The organism is Enhydrobacter aerosaccus (assembly GCF_900167455.1).
GTDB lineage: Bacteria > Pseudomonadota > Alphaproteobacteria > Reyranellales > Reyranellaceae > Reyranella > Reyranella aerosaccus.
Window position 1 is genome coordinate 29,371 of the sequence record NZ_FUWJ01000002.1, and the last position, 17,912, is coordinate 47,282.

Here is a 17,912-nt window from a genome sequence, read left to right on the forward strand (position 1 = left end):
GAAAAAAGGCAACCGACCACAGAATTCAGGGCAATCTGGGATCGCGCTGCGGAGAGATGGGTTCGAGAATTGGACACGACAAGGGCCCGATTGCCCAAATCGGCGACCCAGATCGGAGGAACGGGGCCTAGCTGTTCTGCGCTTTCTTGCGGCGCACAAAATTGCCCATGGGCTCGATGTGTTCGCCCTCGGCAATGGACTGGGCAAAGGCGTCGATCCCGGCCTGGACCGCCTCGTCGAGGGGCAGCCGCTCCCACCGTCTCATCAATCGCTTCTGGCTGCGGACCGCCTTGGGCGTGGCCTCGACGATGGCACCGACGCAACGCTCGATAGCGGCGTCGAGTTCGGCGGCGGGAACGACTTCCTCGACCAACCCCCAGGCTTCGGCCTTCGCGGCGCCAATGGTCTCGGCTGTCAGGAGCAGGCGCGAGGTGCGGCCCCAGCCGATGAGACGGGGCAGCAGCGCCGCCTCGACGACGGACGGCACCCCGACCTTCACCTCGGGCATGCCGAAGAAGGCGGTTTCGGCGGCGATGCGCATGTCGCAGGCGACAGCCACTTCCAGGCCGGCCCCGAGCGTGTAGCCTTCCAGACGGCAGATCACGGGAACGGGGCAGTCGCGGATCGCCTGGCAGAGCTTATGGATCAACGTGATGAAGGCGCGCCCTTCCTCGCCCTCGCGTAGCGCGGCCATATGGTTGATGTCGGCGCCGCCGATGAAAGCCTTGCCGCCGACGCCCGAGAAGACCACCACACGCAGATCTTCGTCCTTGGCAAGCGAATGAAACGTGTCGGCCAGATCACGCAGCGCCGATGGGTTGAGCACGTTCAGTCGCCGGGAATAGTCGTACACGACATGGACAACGGCTCCATGCTCGCGCTGCTCGCGCCGGACTTCGATCTTGTGCGCGACAGGCGCCGTCATGGTTTCGCTCCGTGGCTCTTTGTCGATTGCGTCGAATTCTTCTAATAGGGTCTGGTCCCGACGTTCGACAAGAGTCCAACGGAATGCCCGACAGTTCGACCCAGGCGGCGATCGATCTCAGCCGCTACTCTGTATTCGTGCCCTCCGATCCCTTCGAGGATCACACCGGCCCCTTCTACTTTCTCATCGATGGCGATACGCGTCGAAAGGACAGCATCCGCTGCCTGCTACCGACGACGCCGCGACAGGCCAACTATGCCGGCGGCGTGCATGGCGGAGCGATCCTGACCTTCGCCGACTATGCCTTGTGCGTCATCGCCGGCCGCGCTGCCGATGGCGGCACGAACGGTTCGTTCGCCCTCACCGTGAGCATCGCGGTCGAATTCGTGAGTGCCGGCCGCATCGGGCCACCGCTGGAGGCGAGCGGCGAGCCCTTGCAGGTGACGGGACGCCTTGCCTTCGCTCGCGGACGCATCACCCAGGAGGGCCGGATCGTCGCCCTGTGGTCCGGCGTATGCCGGCACATCGCGCGGGACAAGGCGATGGCGCGCAAAGCCGACTCCGAGGCCTCACCCCCTCCGCCGGTCGCGCAGACCGTGCCGGCCGACTTCGAGCTCCTCGCCAATGCCAGCGTCTACTCGCGTCATATCGGCCCTTCCTATGCACGCCCGGAAATGGATGGAGCCTCGTTGATCCAGCCAACGCTGCCGCATATGTGCAACTCCGGAGGCGCGCTCCATGGCGGCTACATGATGAGCTTTGCCGATTCGGCGGTGACACGCGCGGCCGGCCTCGCAACCGGAATGGCGCCGACCACCGTCTCCTTTGCCGCCGAGTTCCTCTCTGCTGGCAACGCCCAATCGCCCATCAGCACGCGTGTGGAGATTCCACGACACGGCAAGTCGCTCGCCTTCCTGCGCGGTCTTCTCGAGCAAAACGGGCAGCCGCTCCTTTCCTATTCCGCCACGATCCTGCTGAGGCCACGGCAGTAAGGACGATCACGCCTTCGGCACGGAGAAGTCACGCACCAGCGGCGCATCGACCCGGCTGACATGGGCGCGATCGGCGCCGCCGGGAGCGCCCCATCCGGTCACCGTTGGACTGAAGAACTCGGCGTTGGCCGCGATGAAGGCGTGCTCGGCGGCGGGTACGTCGGCATCTTCAAAGATCGCCTGCACCGGACAGACCGAGACGCAGATAGCGCAATTGATGCACTCGTCCGGCTGAATGTACATCATACGCCCGCCCTCGTAGATGCATTCGACCGGGCAGACTTTTTGACAAATGCCATCCTTCACGTCGATGCAGGTCGAAGTGATGACGTAGGCCATTACCGTCCCTGCCATTGCGGCGCGCGCTTCTCCACGAAAGCTCTCACGCCCTCGTCCTGGTCGGTCGATTGCAGGGCGGCGATCAGCGCCGGCAGCCGCAGCATCTGCGCTTCCTGCGGCGACAGGCCGGCTCCGCGGCGCACCATCTGCTTCACCGCTTTCACCGACAGAGGCGCACAGGCCAGCACATCGGCGACCCATTTCTCGACCGCCGCATCCAGACCGGCCTGCGGCACCACCTCGTTCACCAGGCCGAAACGGAACGCTTCGGCAGCAGGCACGCGTCGCCCGGTCAGCAGCATGCCCATCGCCAGAACATGCGGAATCCGGCGCGGCAGCTGGGCGATGCCACCATCCAGCGCCATACGGCCGACGCGCGGTTCGGGCAGGCCGAAGGTCGCATTCTCGGCTGCGACAACGATATCGCAGCCCAGCACCATCTCCATGCCGCCCCCCAGCGCATGACCGTTCACACGCGCGATCACCGGCACGTCCAGCGTCTCGCGCAGCGACAGGCCACCGAAACCGCCCGGCCGCGCCGAGGCCCAATATTCCAGTCCGGTCTTGTTGCCGCTCTGCTTCATGTCGGCGCCGGTGCAGAAGGCGCGTTCGCCGGCTCCCGTCAGCACGACGCAACGCACCTCGGAGTCCTTCTCGATCGCCACCCAGATGCGCATCAGCTCTGCTTCCGAGGCTTCGTCGATCGCATTCATGCGATCCGGCCGGTCGATCGTCACATGCGCGACGTGGTTCTCGATCGTGAAGCGGATGCTCATGAGAACACCTTGGCGGCGCGCAACTCGGCAATGCGGTCCGGGGCGTAGCCGAGCTCGCTCAGAATCTCGGTGCCGTGCTCGCCGAGCGACGGCGGCACGTGGCGCAGACGGAAGGCCGACGATTCCATGGTGATCGGCGACCCAACCAGCTTCAGCGGCTCGTTGCGACCGTCGCCATCGGCGTCCAGCGTCACCACCATCTTGTTGACGGCGGTCTGCTCCGAGGCCAGCGCCTCGCCCAGCGTCTGAACCGGCGCACAAAGCAGATCCTGCTCCTCGAGGCGGGCCAGCCAGTGAGCGGTCGTGTTGGTCGAAAGCTTGCCGCGGAACAGCCGATGCAGCTCGGCCTTGTTTTCCATCTGCTTGGCAAAGGTCGCATAATTCGGATCGGCCGACAGATCGGCCAGGCCGAGCGCGCGGCAGATGTCCTGCAGCGGGTTCATCTTGAAGGCGCCCACGATCACCAGTGCCCCATCCGTCGTAGCGAACACGCCGGTCAGCGGGAACGATCCCCAGTTAAGGTCGCGCCGGCGCTGCAGCCACATAGCCGCCTCCTGCATCTGCATGGCGAGCATGGAGTCGTAGAGCGAGACCGACAGCGCCTGCCCCCGGCCGGTCTTCTCGCGCTGCATCAGGGCCAGCAGAATTCCCTGCACCAGATGCATGCCGGCAGAATAGTCGGCGAGCGCGGTCGAATAGAGGGTGGTCGGCAGGGCCTTGTCGGGCTTGCGCGCCATCACGCCGCTCAAAGCCTGGGCGAGAATGTCCTGGCCGCCCTTGTGCGACAGCGGTCCGCTCTGGCCGAAGCCCGAACCGAAGGCGCAGATGATGCGCGGGTTGATCCTGCTGAGCGTCTCATAGCCGAAGCCCATGCGATCCATGACCCCGGCGCGGAAATTGTTCACCACCACGTCGGCGGTCTTCACAAGGTCGTAGACGACAGCCTTGCCGGCGTCGCCGCGCAGATCGAGCGCGATCGATCGTTTGTTGCGGTTGAGGCTGCGGAACACCGGATTGTTCAAGCCGTCCGGATCGTCCGCGAGCGATGTGCGCGACAGATCGCCGGCGCCGGGCCGCTCGATCTTGATCACGTCGGCCCCGTAGTCGGCCAGCATCTGGGTGGCGCAGGGCCCCATCATGACCTGGGTGAAGTCGAGCACCTTCACGCCCGAGAGAGGTTGCTTGCCGTCGGCACTCATTCCGCGGCCCTCAGCACCGTGGCGTTGGGAGCGGGCCGGTCGCCGGGATCGGCACCCCGAACGCGCAATCGTGACTGCAGCTTGCCGACATCGACGCGATCGAGTGCGACTCCGCCTTCGAGAGCGAGCGCTGCTGCCTCGCCCGCCGCCTCGCCCATCGCCATGCAGGGCGGGATCTCGCGCGACATGCGCTGTGCCGAGGATGTCGCCGAATAATGACGTCCGGCGACGATCAGGCCCTGGATGTTGCGTGGCAGGAGCGCGCGGTAGGGCGTGTAATAGTCTCGGCCGCGCGCAACGGAATCGGCGAAATGCCGGCGCTCGCTCACATCCTCCTTGGTCACGACGTAGAGCCCCTCCAACAGCCGCGTCTGACGAATGCCGAGCTGGGGGGCGACGTCGACCACGTAGCAGTCGCAAAAGCCCGGCATCGCCGCGTGCAGATACTCGACCAGGGCTGCAATACGCTTGCGCCCCTCGATATCGGCCCGCGTCAGGTCGCTGACCTTGAGCCCATCGTAGTTCGCCATGTGCGGGCAGTTGCACCACACCACGCCGGGCAAGGGCGTCTTCAGCCACCACTTGTCCCACGATCCGCCGATGATGCGCTTGGCCTCGCGGTCGATCGCCTTGAACGCCTCGGGCTCCTCGTATTCGAACTGCTCGGCCTCTTCGACGTGCACGCCGCCGAGACGGAATACCGTCGTGACGATGTAGGCGCCCTCGATGAACGGAGCGCCAGCCGACGCCGCGACGTCGAGATCGCCTGTGGCATCCACCACGATCTTGCCGAGGATAGCCTGGCGCCCTTCCTTGCTCTCGCAAATCACCCCCCTGATCGCGCCCTCCTCGACGATGGCGCGGCTGAACCAGCTATGCAGGCGCAGGTTGATGCCGGCCTCGCCGACCATGTCATTGGCGGCGCGCTTGAAGCCGTCGGGATCGAAAGCCGCCGCATAGACGATCGGTTGCGGCTTGAGATGCGAGGTGAAGTCGAACACGCCCCAGCGCGACCATTTGCGCCACATCTCGGGGTCCGAGCGGCGATCGCCCTCCGGCGGAGTCACGGCGAGGCCCATCCGCTCCATGCGCCCGATCAGGTCGGCGCAGAGGCCGCGCACGGCGATCTCCGACCCGTTGCACATGTCGTCGAGCACCAGGACCATGCCGCCCGAGGCCAGGCCGCCGAGATACGGATAGCGCTCCAGCAGGGTGACCGAGAGACCGTTGCGCGCGCCGGCGAGCGCCGCGGCAATGCCGGCCGGTCCGCCGCCGACCACGACAAGATCGGCGGAGGCCGCGACCGGCACACGGCCGCCCGGGTCGGCCACGAATTGAGGCGTTTCAGTCATGGACATCACTCCTTGGACTCGAACGATCAGGCGTTGTGCGTCACGTTCCAGCGCAGCATGTATCGCTCAGCGATCGAGATGACGCCGAAGAACAGCGCCGAGAAAGTCGAGCCGACGACGATCGTCGCGTAGAGCAGCGGTGAATCGAAATTGTAGGTCGACTGGATGATCAAGGCGCCGATACCCTGTGTCGAGCCGATCCATTCGCCGACGATGGCCCCGATCACGGCCGTGGAGGCAGCGATCTTGAGCGCCGAGAAAAGATAGGGCAGCGCGTTGGGCACGCGGATGCGCCAGAACACTTCCCATGACGTCGCCGACAGGACCCGCATCAATTCGAGCTGCTCGGGCCGGACATCGCGCAGGCCGCGGGTCATGTTCACCAGCGTCGGAAAGAAGCAGATGATGGCAGCGATGGCGATCTTGGGTTCCATGCCGTTGCCCAGCAGCAGCACCAGGATCGGCGCCTTGGCGACGACCGGAATGGTGTTCACCATCACGGCAATGGGAAACAGCGCCTCCTCCATCGTCTTGCGCCAGACGAAGGCGGTGGCGAGGCTCATGGCGGCGAAGTTGCCGAGCACGAAACCCAGCACGGCCTCGATCGCGGTCGGGACCAGATTGGCCATCAGGATGTCGAAACGCTCGGCCAGCACATGGGCGACGGCCACCGGTGACGGCGCAATGAACGGCTTTATGTCGAAGCGTTCGACGGCCTGCCACCAGAGCAGCAGGAACAGAAGCACGGCGGCGACCGGCAGCAGGCGACGGCGCCAGGCGAGATAGCGCTTGCGGGCCAGGAAGCGCGCCTGCGCCTCGGCATCCTCCACGAATGCGCCAGCCATGGCCAAGGGTTCAGCCTGGTTCACCATCAGCAGGTCTCCAGCACCCGGCGCAGGCGGCCGGCGAGAGCCACGAACTCTGGCGTCTCGCGCAGCGGCAGTCGGCGCGGCGTCGGCAGAGGCACCGGTACGAGTTCGCGTACCCGGCCAGGTCGCGCGGCCAGCAAAAGCACCTTCTGGCCGAGAAAGGCGGCCTCGTAGATCGAATGGGTCACGAACACGATCGTCGTTCCGGTCGATTCCCAGACCTGCAGCAGCTCCTCGTTCAGCCGATCGCGCGTGATCTCGTCGAGCGCTCCGAATGGTTCGTCCATCAGCAGAAGCCGCGGCCCCGACACCAGCGCGCGAGCGATCGCCACGCGCTGGCGCATGCCGCCGGACAGTTCGTGCGGATAGGCCGTCTCCCAGCCCGAAAGCCCGACCAGACTCAGCAGGTCGCTTGGCGATCGGGCACCGGGCAGGGCCTTCCCGCCGCCGACCTGGAGCGGCAGCGTCACGTTGTCGAGCACATTGCGCCAGGGCAGCAAGGCCGCATCCTGAAAGACGAAGCCGATCTCCCGATTGCGCCGCGCCCGGGCCGGCACGTCACCAAGCACGGAGATCTTGCCGGCGGTCGGTTCGATCAGGTCGGCCATGACGCGCAGCAAGGTCGACTTGCCGCAGCCGGACGGACCCAGCAGCGTGAGGAAACTACCGCCCGGGATCGTGAGATCGATGTTCTCGAGTGCCGTGACCGTGCCGCGCTCGGTGGTGAAACGCACGGTGATCCGTTCGCAGCGGACGGCGTCGATGCTGTCGGTCGGCCGGGAAGGCTGACGGGCGAGAGAGGCCGTCATCGCGACCGCTCAGCCGATCTTGGCGCGCTGGGCCTTGGTAGCATCGAGGATCTTGGTGGTGATCACATCCTCGAGCTTGGGCGCACCGGCCGAGAACTGCTTAAGCTCGTTGTAGAGATTGATCTGCTCCTGCCAGATTTCGGGATCGAATGCGCCCCAGCCATTGGCCCGAGTATTGGCGTTGAAGGCAAAGGTCAGCAGCACCTTGGTGCCTTCGATCTCGTCGTCGCGCTTGAGATTGGGATAATCCTTGACCAGGAAGTCCACCGCCTTCTCCGGGTTCTTGAGAGTGTATTCCCAGCCTCGCGAAGTGGCCCTGACATAGGCGGCCAGCATGTCGGCCTTCTTCTCGATCGTGTCCTTCGTGGCGTAATAGGGCAGCGCGTACAGCCGCACACCCGCGTCCCACAGGCTGAGATCGATCCGGTCGGGGCCAAGCGGCTTCAACGTCGTGGTGTTGGTGATCCAGCCGCTCACCACATCGGTCTGGCCGGTCAGGATCGGCGTCATCTCCGACCCGATGATGACGACCTCGACATCCTTCTCGGCGATGCCATGCTTCTTCATCAGGGCATTCAGCAGGATCCTGGCGGTTGCCTGGACGCCGACCTTCTTGCCGATCAGGTCACGCGGCACGCGGACCGGCTTCTTGGGCAGCGAGAAATAGGCATAGGGATGCCGTTGCAGCCCGGTCGCGAAGCATGTCACGGGGATCTTCTGGGATGCCGCCAGCATCAGGGAGGGGCTCGAAGAGACCTGGCCGATCTCGTGACGGCCGGACGCGACGATCGCCACGCCATCGATGCTGGGACCACCAGGCTGGATGACGAGATTGAGCTTCTCCTCCTCATAATAGCCCAGGTACTTCGCCGCGACCTCGCCGACCTGATTGTTGCCGGCGAGCCAGCCGAGTTGCAGGTTGACCGTCTGGGTCTTGCCTTGGGCGAAGCCTCCGGACGGCAGAAGCCCCGCGGCCGCGAAACCGGTTGCGGCAGCGGCCGAGCCCAGAAGTCTGCGGCGGCCGATCCTGCTGATTTGGCGCATGACGACTTCCCCTCCGTCGACGGCGATGCTCGAGCGCTGTACAGCCAACGCTATTGACTGGGGGTGCTCTAGAAAAGAACATAAATTCGCGCGGCGCGCTGCCATTTCGGCATCGCCTCCGCAGGGAGACAAACCTCATGCACGCGGCGGTGCTGCGCTATTTCGACCATGTCGCCCGTCACGGCTCGATCCGCAAGGCGGCAGATGCGCTGAGCATCGCCTCCTCGGCTGTCAATCGCCAGATCCTGCGGCTGGAGGACGAGATGGGCGTGGCTTTGTTCGAGCGCGGCCGAAGCGGCGTGCGCCCGACACCGGCCGGCGAACTGCTGCTGCGCCATGTTCGCGAAACGCAGAACGAATATCAGCGAACGCGCGCCGAAATCGCCAGCCTGGGTGGCATCGTCAGCGGCGACGTCCGCATCATCTCGCTCGAATCGCTGCTGGTACGCTTCCTGCCCCAGCTCGTCGAGGAGATGGCCGCCAAGCATCCCAAGGTCACCTTCACGGTACTCTCCGTCCATCCCAGCGAGATCAGCGAGGCGTTGCGCTCCGGCGACAACGATTTCGGCGTGCTGTTCGTCGACAATCGCCATCGCGGCGTCGATGTCGTGGCCGAATTCCCGACTGCGGTCGGCGCGCTGATGCGTCCCGATCACCCGCTCGCCAGGCACAAGAGCCTGACCCTCACCGAATGCGTCGGCTATCCTGTCGTGATGCTGCAGGACCGCTGGCTGCTCGATGCCATCATGGCGACGGAGTTCGCCGATTCCGGCGCGCGGCTCACGCCCCGCATCGTCTCCAATTCGATCGAGTTCATGCGACAGGTGATCAAATCGGGGTTGGGCATCGGCTTCTTCACGCCCATCGGCTTTCTCGAGGAGATCCGCCGCGGCGAGCTGATTCATGTCCCGCTGGCCGAACCCGGCCTGGCGCAAAGTCGCATCGGCATCCTCGTGCCGCGCTATCGGCGGCTGTCGATGCCAGCCCGCCTGATGATCGACCATATCAGCGAACAATTGCGCGCCTTTGGAAGCGTGCTCGCCGCTCCCCGTCCGGCCGCGAAGCGCCGCGCGGCGCGCGGCCGGAGGCGGTAACGTGGCGATCGTGCTCGCGGGCGGTGCGGTCCTGACCGTCAACGCCGCCGATGAATTCCTGCCGGCCGCCGACATTCGCATCGAGGGCGCCCGGATCGCCGCCATCGGCGCCGCCGGCACGCTGGCCCAGCCGGCCGATCAGGTCATCGACGCCAGCGAGGCACTGGTGACGCCTGGTCTCGTCAATGTTCACACCCATGCGGCGACCGCCTTCTTTCGCGGCCTGGCAGACGATCGTCCACGCAGCTTCTGGGAAGGCTACGCGGTACCGGGACAGGAGACCTTCACGCTCGACCACTACAAGACATCGGTGCGGGCCGCGTGCTCGGAATTCCTGCTGAACGGCATCACCTGCATTGCCGACCGGCTGGGCGACATGCAGCATATCGCGCCGGTCGTCGAGCAGACCGGCATCCGCGCCGTCGTCGGCCATACGATCACCGACAACCGCGTGCCCGCCGACTGGCGTACGGTCGAGGGCCTGCTGGAACGTTACGGCACCGATCCTCGAGCCCGCGTTTCTGCCGGCATCGCCCCGCACGCCCTAGACACCTGTTCGGATGCGTTGCTGAAGGAGTGCGCGCGCCGCGCCGAGCGCACCGGCGCCCGCGTCTTCATCCATGTCGCGCAAAGCGAACCCGAGGTGGCTGCCGTTCAGGCCCGCGGCCATGCCGGGGCTTTGGCCTGCCTTGCAGCCTCCGGCCTGGCCACGGCCAACACCGTCGCAGCGCATGCGCTCTACCTGTCCGAAGCGGAAATCGATGCCTGGCCGACTTACGGCATTCCGATCGCCCACTGTCCGGCCAGCAACCTCAAGATCGAGGCGCGCACGCTGCCGCTCGCCCGCCTCGCCGGCCGCGTGCCGATCGGGCTCGGTACCGACTGGACCGTGACCAACAACAGCATGGACCTCCTCGCCGAGGCGCGATTGGCGGCCCTGGTGGGCAAGATGCGCGCCGACGATCCGACGGTGCTCGGCGTGCGCCAGATGATGCGCATGCTGACGATCGACGGCGCCCGCGTCCTGGGGATCGAGCGGCAGACCGGCAGCATCGAACCCGGCAAGCACGCCGATCTCGCCATCTTCGACCTCGCCAGGCTGGAGGCGAACCCGGCCCACGATCTCGCCTCCAATCTGATCTATTCGATCAGCCCCCGATCGGTGCGCGACGTCATGGTGGACGGCGAACTGCTGGTCAGGAACGGCAAGCTGGTGCGCGACGACGAGGCGATCCTCGCCCGAGCCAGCAGACACCTTGGCGCGGCCGGCTGACGGACCCGCGCCTACTCCGCCGCCACTCCGGCCTGGAGAGCGACGCGCCCGACTTCGTCGCGGAAAAGATCGTGCATGCGGCGCACCGTCGTCAGGTCATGCGCCTTGGCGGCGCGCTCGACGGCCTCGGCGATCTGACGCAGAGCCGCGGCACCGATCATGCCCGAGGCGCCCTTCAGCCGGTGAGCCGCGCGCGCGATGGCCGTGCAGTCGTCGGTCGCGGCGATCTCGCTCGCCGCGCCGCGCGCCGTGTCGAAGAATTCACGCTCGACCTCGGCCAATGTTCCTGGATCGTCGCCGAACAGCTCGATCAGCTTCGCGCGATCGTACGCTTCAGTCATGATGTGGGCTCCGCCCGGGCATCCTTGAGCCAGACATCGAGCGTCGCCCGCAACTGCTCGATGCCGATGGGTTTGGTCAGCAGCCCGTCCATGCCGACGGTCCGCAACTTCTGTTCCTGGTCCTCGAGCGCACTCGCCGTCACCGCCAGGATCGGCGTGCGTGCCCGACGATCCGCCATTTCGCCCTGGCGAATGCGACGCGCCAGTTCGAAGCCGTCCATGGTGGGCATCTGCAGATCGGCCAGGACCAGGTCGTAACGGCGCTGGCGCCAGAGATCGAGCGCCTCCTCGCCACCGGCTGCGGCGTCGGTCGAGACGCCGGCCAGTTCGAGCTGTCGCGCCAGTATCTTGCGGTTGACCGAATTGTCGTCGACGACCAGGACATGACCGCCGATCCGCTCGCCCGCCGACGTCGCGCCGCCACTGGTCGCCAGCGTGGGGGCGCGACCGGCCGCACGCGCAACGGCGCGGATCAAGGTGTCGCGACGCCAGGGCCGGGACAGGCCCAGCAGCGGCGAGGCCCCCGCGACGGATCCATCATGCAGCGTCACACGCCTCTCCGGCGCCCCCGGCTCGATCAGCCGAATGCCCAGGAACGGGGTCCCAACCGGCGCAACGGCGACGCGAGCGCCGGCGGTCGACAGATAGCGCGCGACGGCCCGTGATTCCTCGGCGTCGGGCAGGGAGAGCGCGAGGATCAAGCCGTCCAGCAGCAGCGGCACGGGCGGAGGCGGCAGTTCCTGAAGCCGTACGGCGACGGTAAAGACCGAGCCGACGCCGGGCGTGCTGTCCACGGAGACCGAGCCGTCCATCGCCTCGGCCAGGCGCTGCACGATCGACAGTCCCAGACCGGTGCCGCCGAAGCGCCGCGTCGTCGAGTTGTCCGCCTGCACGAAGGGCTGGAACAGCTTCTCGCGCTGCTCGGCGGTCAGGCCGATGCCGGTATCGACGACGCGGATGCAAAGCAGGCCATCATCCGCGCGCTCGAGGGTCAGGCGAACCGATCCCTTCTCGGTGAATTTGAGCGCATTGCCGAGAAGATTGAACAGGATCTGCTGCAGGCGAAGCGGATCGCCCAGAACCCGCTCGGGCGCGCCGGCCGCCACATAGGCGATGAGCTTGACGCCCTTGGCGGCTGCCTGCGGGGCCAGCGTCTCGGCCGCCCCCTCGATCAGTTCGACCGTGGAGACCTCGATCCGCTCGAGTTCGAGCCGGCCGGCCTCGATCTTCGAGAAATCCAGGATATCGTCGATGATCCGCAGCAGCGCCGATGCCGAATAGCGCACGGTGCCCAGCGCGTCGCGCTGCTCGTGCAGCAGCGGCGTGCGATCCAGCACATCGATCATGCCCAGCACCCCGTTCATGGGGGTGCGGATTTCGTGGCTCATGGTGGCGAGAAAGATCGACTTGGCCTGATTGGCCTTCTCCGCTTCCGCCTTGGCGGCCAGCGCGGCATCCCGGGCGGCCCGCTCCTCGTCGTAGGCAAGCTGCAGGCGCTGGGCCAGCTCCTCCTTCTGGTAGGCCAGCGCGATATTGTCGTACTGCCACCGATGGACGTCCCGGACATAGGCCATGAGATGGCCGACATAGGCGCCGCCGGCGATGCCGACGAGTTGATAGAACGGATCGGCCGATATGAGCAGCACCAGCAACAGCGGCGCCGTGGTGGCAAAGGCGAAGGTATAGAAGGTGGGCGGATGGGCCGAGCGGATCGGCACGGCGGTGGTGATGGTGGCCAGCAGCACCAGGCCCAGCAGCATGCGCTGCAGCTCGTAGTCCTTGGAGGCGAGCATGTAGCCGGCTACGCCCCAGCAGGCACCGGCCAGGAAGGACAGCCCGGCGAACCACCAGCCCCAGCGGATCACCTCGTCATCCGGCGGGTCGGCCTGGGCAAAGCTGCGGCGCAGCACGTCGAACGCGACCGTCACGGCCAGATGGGCCACGAAGGGCGGCACCAGCTCCATCAGATCGACCTGCCGCCAATAGATGGCGGCGATCACCGGCCACAGCACGAAAGAAAAGTACCGGGATTGCTTGGAGCCGTCGAAGAGGCGCCGGATCAGTTCCGCCCGGACAAAAGCCTCCTGCCGCGCCGGGTTCGCCACCTCGAGCGGAGATACCGCCGCCGGCACCGTCGGTTCAACGGCCAGCGTCATGGAAGTTGCGACACGGAAACAGAAGAAACCAACATCTCGCTGTACGGACACCCAAAACGCCCATTACTGTATCAAAAGTATTAAGAATGGACTATAAATTGTTGCAAAACCTTGGTATTTTCTGGGCATAAGAACCATCTATTTGCCGGGTCAAGCCATGCAGCAGCCATCCGTTTTGTTGGTCGAGGACGATGCATTCCAGCGCAGGGCGGCCGAAACCTACCTTATGAATCACGATCTGCGGGTCATCGCGGTCGAAAACGGTGCCCAGATGCGGCGTCAAGTTTCACGCGCCATGCCGGATCTCGTTCTTCTGGATGTCCAACTGCCGGGACAGGATGACGGCTTCGCGCTCGCCCGCTGGCTGCGGGAAAGCAGCACCCGCGTCGGCATCATCATGCTCACCGCCTCCGGCGATGCGGTCGACAAGGTGCTCGGCCTGGAGAGCGGCGCCGACGATTACGTCGCCAAACCCTACGAGCCGCGTGAGCTTCTCGCCCGGTGCAAGAGCGTGCTGCGCCGATCCTCCCACAAGGCGACCCCGTCCCGTCTCGAACGGGTCCGCATGGGCCACCACACGCTCGACCTCTCCCGGCGCACCTTGGAAGACGATGGCGGTAAGGAAGTGGCCGTCACTGCCGGGGAATTCGATATCCTCAAGATCTTCGCCGAGAACCCGAACCGTCCCCTGTCTCGCGACTGGCTGCTGGAGACGACCAGCCATCGCTCCCGCGACCCGTTCGACCGCGCCATCGACCTGCGCATCACCCGCATACGCCGCAAGATCGAGCCGGCCCCCGAAAAGCCCACGGTCATTCGCACCGTGCGCGGCATCGGATATATGTTCGTTCCACCCGCCGAATGAGTGTAGAAGCGGGCGCGCCGACTGGTCGGCCGGGGGCCCGTAGTTCAGTGGTTAGAACGAGCCGCTCATAACGGTTATGTCGCAGGTTCGAATCCTGCCGGGCCTACCAGCCGATCCCGACTGTCTCCGGCGCGGTCAGGAGCGGACCATTCGAACGCCTCCCGCATGACCTTCATTCCGGGTCGCGGAAACGGGCGCCAGCCGATCACTTTGGCGCTCACGCACCCTGCCAAAATCTGGCACATCAGGATCGCCGTCTGATCGGGCATGCCAGTCGCGACGGTCGTCGCAACGGGGATATCGCTGGCAATGAACAACCATCAACTGATCCTGGTTCTGCTGGAGATCTCGATCATCATCGGCCTGGCCCGGGTGATGGGCGCTCTCTTCAAGCGATTGAACCAGCCGCCGGTGATCGGTGAGATCATTGCCGGCATCATGCTGGGGCCTTCCCTGTTCGGCCTGGTCGCTCCGGCAGAGTTCGCTCTTCTGTTTCCGGCCGATCTGCAGAAGTTCCTTTATCTGCTGGCCCAGATCGGGCTCATCTTCTTCATGTTCCTGGTCGGGCTTGGCGTCGATCCCGACCATCTGAAGTCGAAATTCAAGCTGTCGCTCCTGATCTCCCAGATCAGCATCCTGCTGCCCATGCTGCTGGGCGCCGTCCTCGCGCTGCATCTCCTGTACGATCTCAACGACCTGCCCGGCGTCGCACGAGGGTCCTTTGCCGTGTTCATCGGCGCGGCCATGTCGATCACCGCCTTCCCGGTGCTGGCCCGCATCCTGACCGACCTGGAACTCGGTGGAACCGCGCTGGGCACGCTGGCCCTCGCCTGCGCCTCGATCGACGATCTCGGGGCCTGGTGCCTGCTGGCGATCGCGATCGCCATGACGAAAACCCACAGTATCGACGCAGCGCTTCCCACCATCGTCGGCATCGGGCTCTATGCCGTCGTGATGGCCACCGCAGGCCGCGCTGCGCTGAAGTACTTCCTGAGCCGATACGGCATCGACCGGCACGAGTACAAAACCCTGTTCACTTTCCTCTATGTGCTCGTGACCTTCTCGGCCCTGTTCACCGAATGGATCGGCATCGACGTGATATTCGGCGGCTTCATCATCGGTGCCGTGATGCCGAAGGGATCGAAGGCAATCGCCACGTTGAAGGCGGAAACCGAGAACTTCGTCTCGACCTTCCTGCTGCCGATCTTCTTCGCCTATAGCGGGCTGAACACTCGGATCGGCCTGCTGGACAGCCCGTCCCTGTGGCTGGTCTGCCTGATCGTCGTGGGCGTCGCGATCGCCGGCAAGTTCGTCGGCGTCTACGCCACGGCCCGTCTGGGTGGCGTTCCCAGGCAGGAGGCCCAGGCTCTGGGGTGGCTGATGAACACCAGGGGATTGACCGAGCTGATCATTCTGAACGTCGCCTTGAAGCTCGGTGTGATCTCACCGACGATCTTCACCATCTTCGTCATCATGGCGCTGATCACGACCATGATGACGTCGCCGCTGGTCACCCGGGTGGCCTTGCCCTACGCGCCCTCCCGGCCTCTCTCGTGATCGCAATCGGGGCCTGCTGATGCACAGGCTTGCCCTGCGCGACAAAGCCGACCTTGGTGTCGCCGTTGCTGCCTTTGCTGCTGCAACGATGATCGGTCTCGGCGCGGCATTCGTCGGCATGACGAAGGGCGGCCTGTGGCAGGACGAACTTTACACGTCGTGGATCGTCGACCCGGCCGGCGGCCTGGCGGGTATGGTCTCGCGCGCCCTGCACGATATCGGCCCGCCGCTCTATTATCTTCTGCTGTGGCCGGTCGTGCAGTTGCTTGGCAACGACGAGGTGGGCCTGCGTCTGTTCAGCGCCCTGTGCGCGTCGGCGGCAGTATTGCTGATGATGGTGGCCGGCCGATCGTTCTTCAGCCTGCCGGCCCGGCTCTTCGCCGCCACGCTGGCGACGGCCTCGTCCTTCTGGTTCGGGCAGGCGCAGAACGCCCGTTTCTATGCCCTCGGCCTCCTTGTCAGTACCGGCATGCTTCTGCTGGCACTGGCAACGATGCGGCGCGAACGGATGTCGGCCATGACCGTTGCTCTGTTCGCCGTGATGGCATTCGGCGCCTTCGTTCATTTCTACCTCTTCTACGAAGCGCTGGCCGTGCTTGTCGTGATCGTCCTGTACAAGCCCGGACAACGGATGGCGTCGATCGCCTTCGCGAGCGCCCTGACGCTCGCCGTCGGCCTGTATGTCAGCCTCGTCATCTTCCGGATGAGCTATGCCTCGACCGGCTCGAACTGGATTGGCAATGACTGGGACTGGTATACGCAACAGTTCGCGGCCATCCTTCAACTATCCCTCACCCACAAGGCTATGCTGGCGCTCGCCCTCTGCCTTCTTCCCGCTGTCCTTGCCATGATACGGCGGTCGCGGATGCCCCGCCGCGTGCCGCTGGGGACCTGGATGTCGGACCGGAGCGATCTTGTCCTGTGCGCAGCAGTACCGGCTCTTGTCCTGACGGCCGGAATTCTGACCTCCTTTGTCGCAACGCCGAATTTCGTTGCGCGCTACCTGCTGATCTGTTCGCCGTTCCTGTGGGGCCTCTACGCCGCCGGCTACGATCGCAGCGTGCAGGGCGCGCCTGTGGTCGTCCGATGGCCGGTCAACCTCGCGCTGTCGGCGACGGCTCTCTGGATGGCTCTGACCATGGCCGCCAACCGCATGACGCCCGTCAGCGAGCCGTTCCGCGAATCGGCCGCAGTGATCAAGACCATCCCGTCCTGCCGCGGGGAAGTCATTCCCGTGGTGCTCACCGAGCAGCGCCGCTGGTTCAGGTCGCCCGACGCGGAAATCCCCATGCGCGCCGCCTACGCAAAATACCTGCAGGGTTTCGCCGATCCGCAGCCCCTCTACCTCGAGGACATTCTCTCCGACAACGTGCCCGAGGATTGGAAGCTCCTGTTTCGACAGCGCATCGACGGCCAGGGATGTCCCGTTCTCGCCTGGCTGGTGCACCGCGTAACCCGCGACATGGCCGAGGAGATCGGTCAAAGGATCCTGGCCGTGACGGGGCGCTCGTCGAAGGCCCAGGACCTGGCGATCATCGTCGCCCAGTCGGGCATGGACGGCTACATCGTCACCCTCAAGCGTTAGCCTGCCGCCTATCGCATCTTCGACGGAATCCGGATGGTCGTTCCGTCGACCGCGAAGCGACCATAGCCCTGATGATGGAACATCCTGGGCTGCTTGCCCTTGAAGTCGGTCCAAGCCTTGACGACCTCAAGGATGAACAGGTTGTACCGCGCGACCGATCGCGTATCCGCCACCCGGCATTCGAGATTGGCGAAGCATTCGCCGATCAACGGGGGAGCGACCTGCTCCGCGGCCATCGGCGTCAACGCAAACCGGGCGAACTTGTCGGTGTCGCGCCCGGAGCAATTGCCGACCTTCACCACCTTGGACGCCAGCCGCGCGGAGGGAATGGCGATCACGCATTCCCGGGTTTTCTTCAGGGCCGCGAAGGAATGGTTGGCGCTGCTGACGACACAGGCGATCAGCGGCGGCTCGAATTCCACCATCATGTGCCACGACATGGTCATGACATTGGCGCGGCCGGCCGATGCGGCCGTCAGCAGGACGACCGGCCCCGGTTCGATCAGCTTGTAGACTGCCGAGACAGGGAGCGTCTTCATTCCCCCGCCGTCCCTTGCTCGAGAAGCCGCAGGCTCCTCGAGATGCCGATCCGTCACTTTACACAAGCGACCGCCGGTTTGAAGTCCTACCAGGTCATGCGCAGTCCGGCGGTGAAGGCGTGGGTCGAGTCCTGGCCCGACAGGTTGCCCTCGTAGCGCAAGTAGACCGAGGTCGCCTCGGCCACCGCCGTGCTGCC

The 17,912-nt window shown here is 65.3% G+C and carries 17 protein-coding genes and 1 tRNA gene; 7 read left to right on the plus strand and 11 right to left on the minus strand.

Features of this window, described 5'->3' with window-relative positions:
- Positions 1–127: 127 nt before the first annotated feature.
- Positions 128–925: an enoyl-CoA hydratase gene (locus tag B5D62_RS09450; RefSeq protein WP_085933637.1), complete on the minus strand. Its 798-nt coding sequence runs from the start codon at positions 923–925 to the stop codon at positions 128–130.
- An 83-nt stretch (positions 926–1,008) separates the two neighbouring features.
- Here B5D62_RS09450 and B5D62_RS09455 point away from each other — a divergent pair, with 83 nt between their 5' ends.
- The gene (locus B5D62_RS09455; RefSeq protein WP_085933638.1) at positions 1,009–1,917 is read left to right on the plus strand and encodes a PaaI family thioesterase; all 909 of its coding nucleotides are present in this window, start codon (positions 1,009–1,011) and stop codon (positions 1,915–1,917) included.
- 6 nt (positions 1,918–1,923) lie between these two features.
- On the opposite strand, the gene B5D62_RS09460 is transcribed toward B5D62_RS09455, so the two are convergent.
- The 7 genes from B5D62_RS09460 to B5D62_RS09490 are packed head-to-tail and all read right to left on the minus strand — an operon-like array spanning position 1,924 to position 8,305.
- Complete coding sequence (locus tag B5D62_RS09460) at positions 1,924–2,256, minus strand: indolepyruvate ferredoxin oxidoreductase subunit alpha (protein ID WP_085933639.1); 333 nt, start codon at positions 2,254–2,256, stop codon at positions 1,924–1,926.
- Entirely contained in the window at positions 2,256–3,032 is a 777-nt protein-coding gene (locus B5D62_RS09465) for an enoyl-CoA hydratase-related protein (protein WP_085933640.1), read from the minus strand. Before B5D62_RS09465 ends, B5D62_RS09460 begins: the two co-directional genes overlap by 1 nt.
- On the minus strand, positions 3,029–4,231 hold the full coding sequence (locus B5D62_RS09470) for a CaiB/BaiF CoA transferase family protein (protein ID WP_085933641.1): 1,203 nt from the start codon (positions 4,229–4,231) through the stop codon (positions 3,029–3,031). The genes B5D62_RS09465 and B5D62_RS09470 overlap by 4 nt, the downstream gene beginning before the upstream one ends.
- Positions 4,228–5,583 (minus strand): FAD-dependent oxidoreductase, encoded by a 1,356-nt coding sequence (locus tag B5D62_RS09475; RefSeq protein ID WP_085934698.1) that lies wholly within the window; start codon positions 5,581–5,583, stop codon positions 4,228–4,230. Before B5D62_RS09475 ends, B5D62_RS09470 begins: the two co-directional genes overlap by 4 nt.
- Positions 5,584–5,609: 26 nt before the next feature.
- Positions 5,610–6,455 (minus strand): ABC transporter permease, encoded by an 846-nt coding sequence (locus tag B5D62_RS09480; RefSeq protein WP_085933642.1) that lies wholly within the window; start codon positions 6,453–6,455, stop codon positions 5,610–5,612.
- Positions 6,455–7,261 carry an ABC transporter ATP-binding protein gene (locus tag B5D62_RS09485; RefSeq protein WP_085933643.1) on the minus strand — a complete coding sequence of 269 codons (807 nt, stop codon included), beginning with the start codon at positions 7,259–7,261 and terminating at the stop codon, positions 6,455–6,457. Before B5D62_RS09485 ends, B5D62_RS09480 begins: the two co-directional genes overlap by 1 nt.
- A gap of 9 nt (positions 7,262–7,270) precedes the next feature.
- Positions 7,271–8,305, minus strand: coding sequence for an ABC transporter substrate-binding protein (locus B5D62_RS09490; RefSeq protein ID WP_085933644.1), 1,035 nt, complete (start codon positions 8,303–8,305; stop codon positions 7,271–7,273).
- A gap of 137 nt (positions 8,306–8,442) precedes the next feature.
- Here B5D62_RS09490 and B5D62_RS09495 point away from each other — a divergent pair, with 137 nt between their 5' ends.
- The gene (locus B5D62_RS09495) at positions 8,443–9,399 is read left to right on the plus strand and encodes a LysR family transcriptional regulator (protein WP_085933645.1); all 957 of its coding nucleotides are present in this window, start codon (positions 8,443–8,445) and stop codon (positions 9,397–9,399) included.
- Position 9,400: 1 nt separating this feature from the next.
- A complete protein-coding gene (locus B5D62_RS09500) occupies positions 9,401–10,672 on the plus strand; it encodes an amidohydrolase family protein (protein ID WP_170920855.1) in 1,272 nt (423 codons plus the stop codon).
- 11 nt (positions 10,673–10,683) lie between these two features.
- Here the strand turns inward: B5D62_RS09500 and B5D62_RS09505 are convergent, their stop codons facing one another.
- Both B5D62_RS09505 and B5D62_RS09510 read right to left on the minus strand, forming a co-directional pair.
- Entirely contained in the window at positions 10,684–11,013 is a 330-nt protein-coding gene (locus B5D62_RS09505; RefSeq protein ID WP_085933647.1) for an Hpt domain-containing protein, read from the minus strand.
- Positions 11,010–13,169, minus strand: coding sequence for a hybrid sensor histidine kinase/response regulator (locus B5D62_RS09510; protein WP_085933648.1), 2,160 nt, complete (start codon positions 13,167–13,169; stop codon positions 11,010–11,012). The genes B5D62_RS09505 and B5D62_RS09510 overlap by 4 nt, the downstream gene beginning before the upstream one ends.
- A gap of 178 nt (positions 13,170–13,347) precedes the next feature.
- Between B5D62_RS09510 and B5D62_RS09515 the strand changes: the two genes are divergently transcribed.
- The 4 genes from B5D62_RS09515 to B5D62_RS09535 all read left to right on the plus strand — a co-directional run bounded on the left by B5D62_RS09515 (position 13,348) and on the right by B5D62_RS09535 (position 17,176).
- Positions 13,348–14,034, plus strand: coding sequence for a response regulator (locus B5D62_RS09515; protein ID WP_218191018.1), 687 nt, complete (start codon positions 13,348–13,350; stop codon positions 14,032–14,034).
- Between the two features lie 33 nt (positions 14,035–14,067).
- A tRNA-Ile gene (locus B5D62_RS09520) sits at positions 14,068–14,143 on the plus strand.
- Positions 14,144–14,343: 200 nt separating this feature from the next.
- Entirely contained in the window at positions 14,344–15,591 is a 1,248-nt protein-coding gene (locus B5D62_RS09530; RefSeq protein ID WP_085933651.1) for a cation:proton antiporter domain-containing protein, read from the plus strand.
- Positions 15,592–15,610: 19 nt separating this feature from the next.
- Positions 15,611–17,176 carry a glycosyltransferase family 39 protein gene (locus B5D62_RS09535; protein ID WP_085933652.1) on the plus strand — a complete coding sequence of 522 codons (1,566 nt, stop codon included), beginning with the start codon at positions 15,611–15,613 and terminating at the stop codon, positions 17,174–17,176.
- Between the two features lie 8 nt (positions 17,177–17,184).
- On the opposite strand, the gene B5D62_RS09540 is transcribed toward B5D62_RS09535, so the two are convergent.
- Positions 17,185–17,715: a flavin reductase family protein gene (locus B5D62_RS09540; RefSeq protein WP_085933653.1), complete on the minus strand. Its 531-nt coding sequence runs from the start codon at positions 17,713–17,715 to the stop codon at positions 17,185–17,187.
- Positions 17,716–17,912 lie beyond the last annotated feature (197 nt).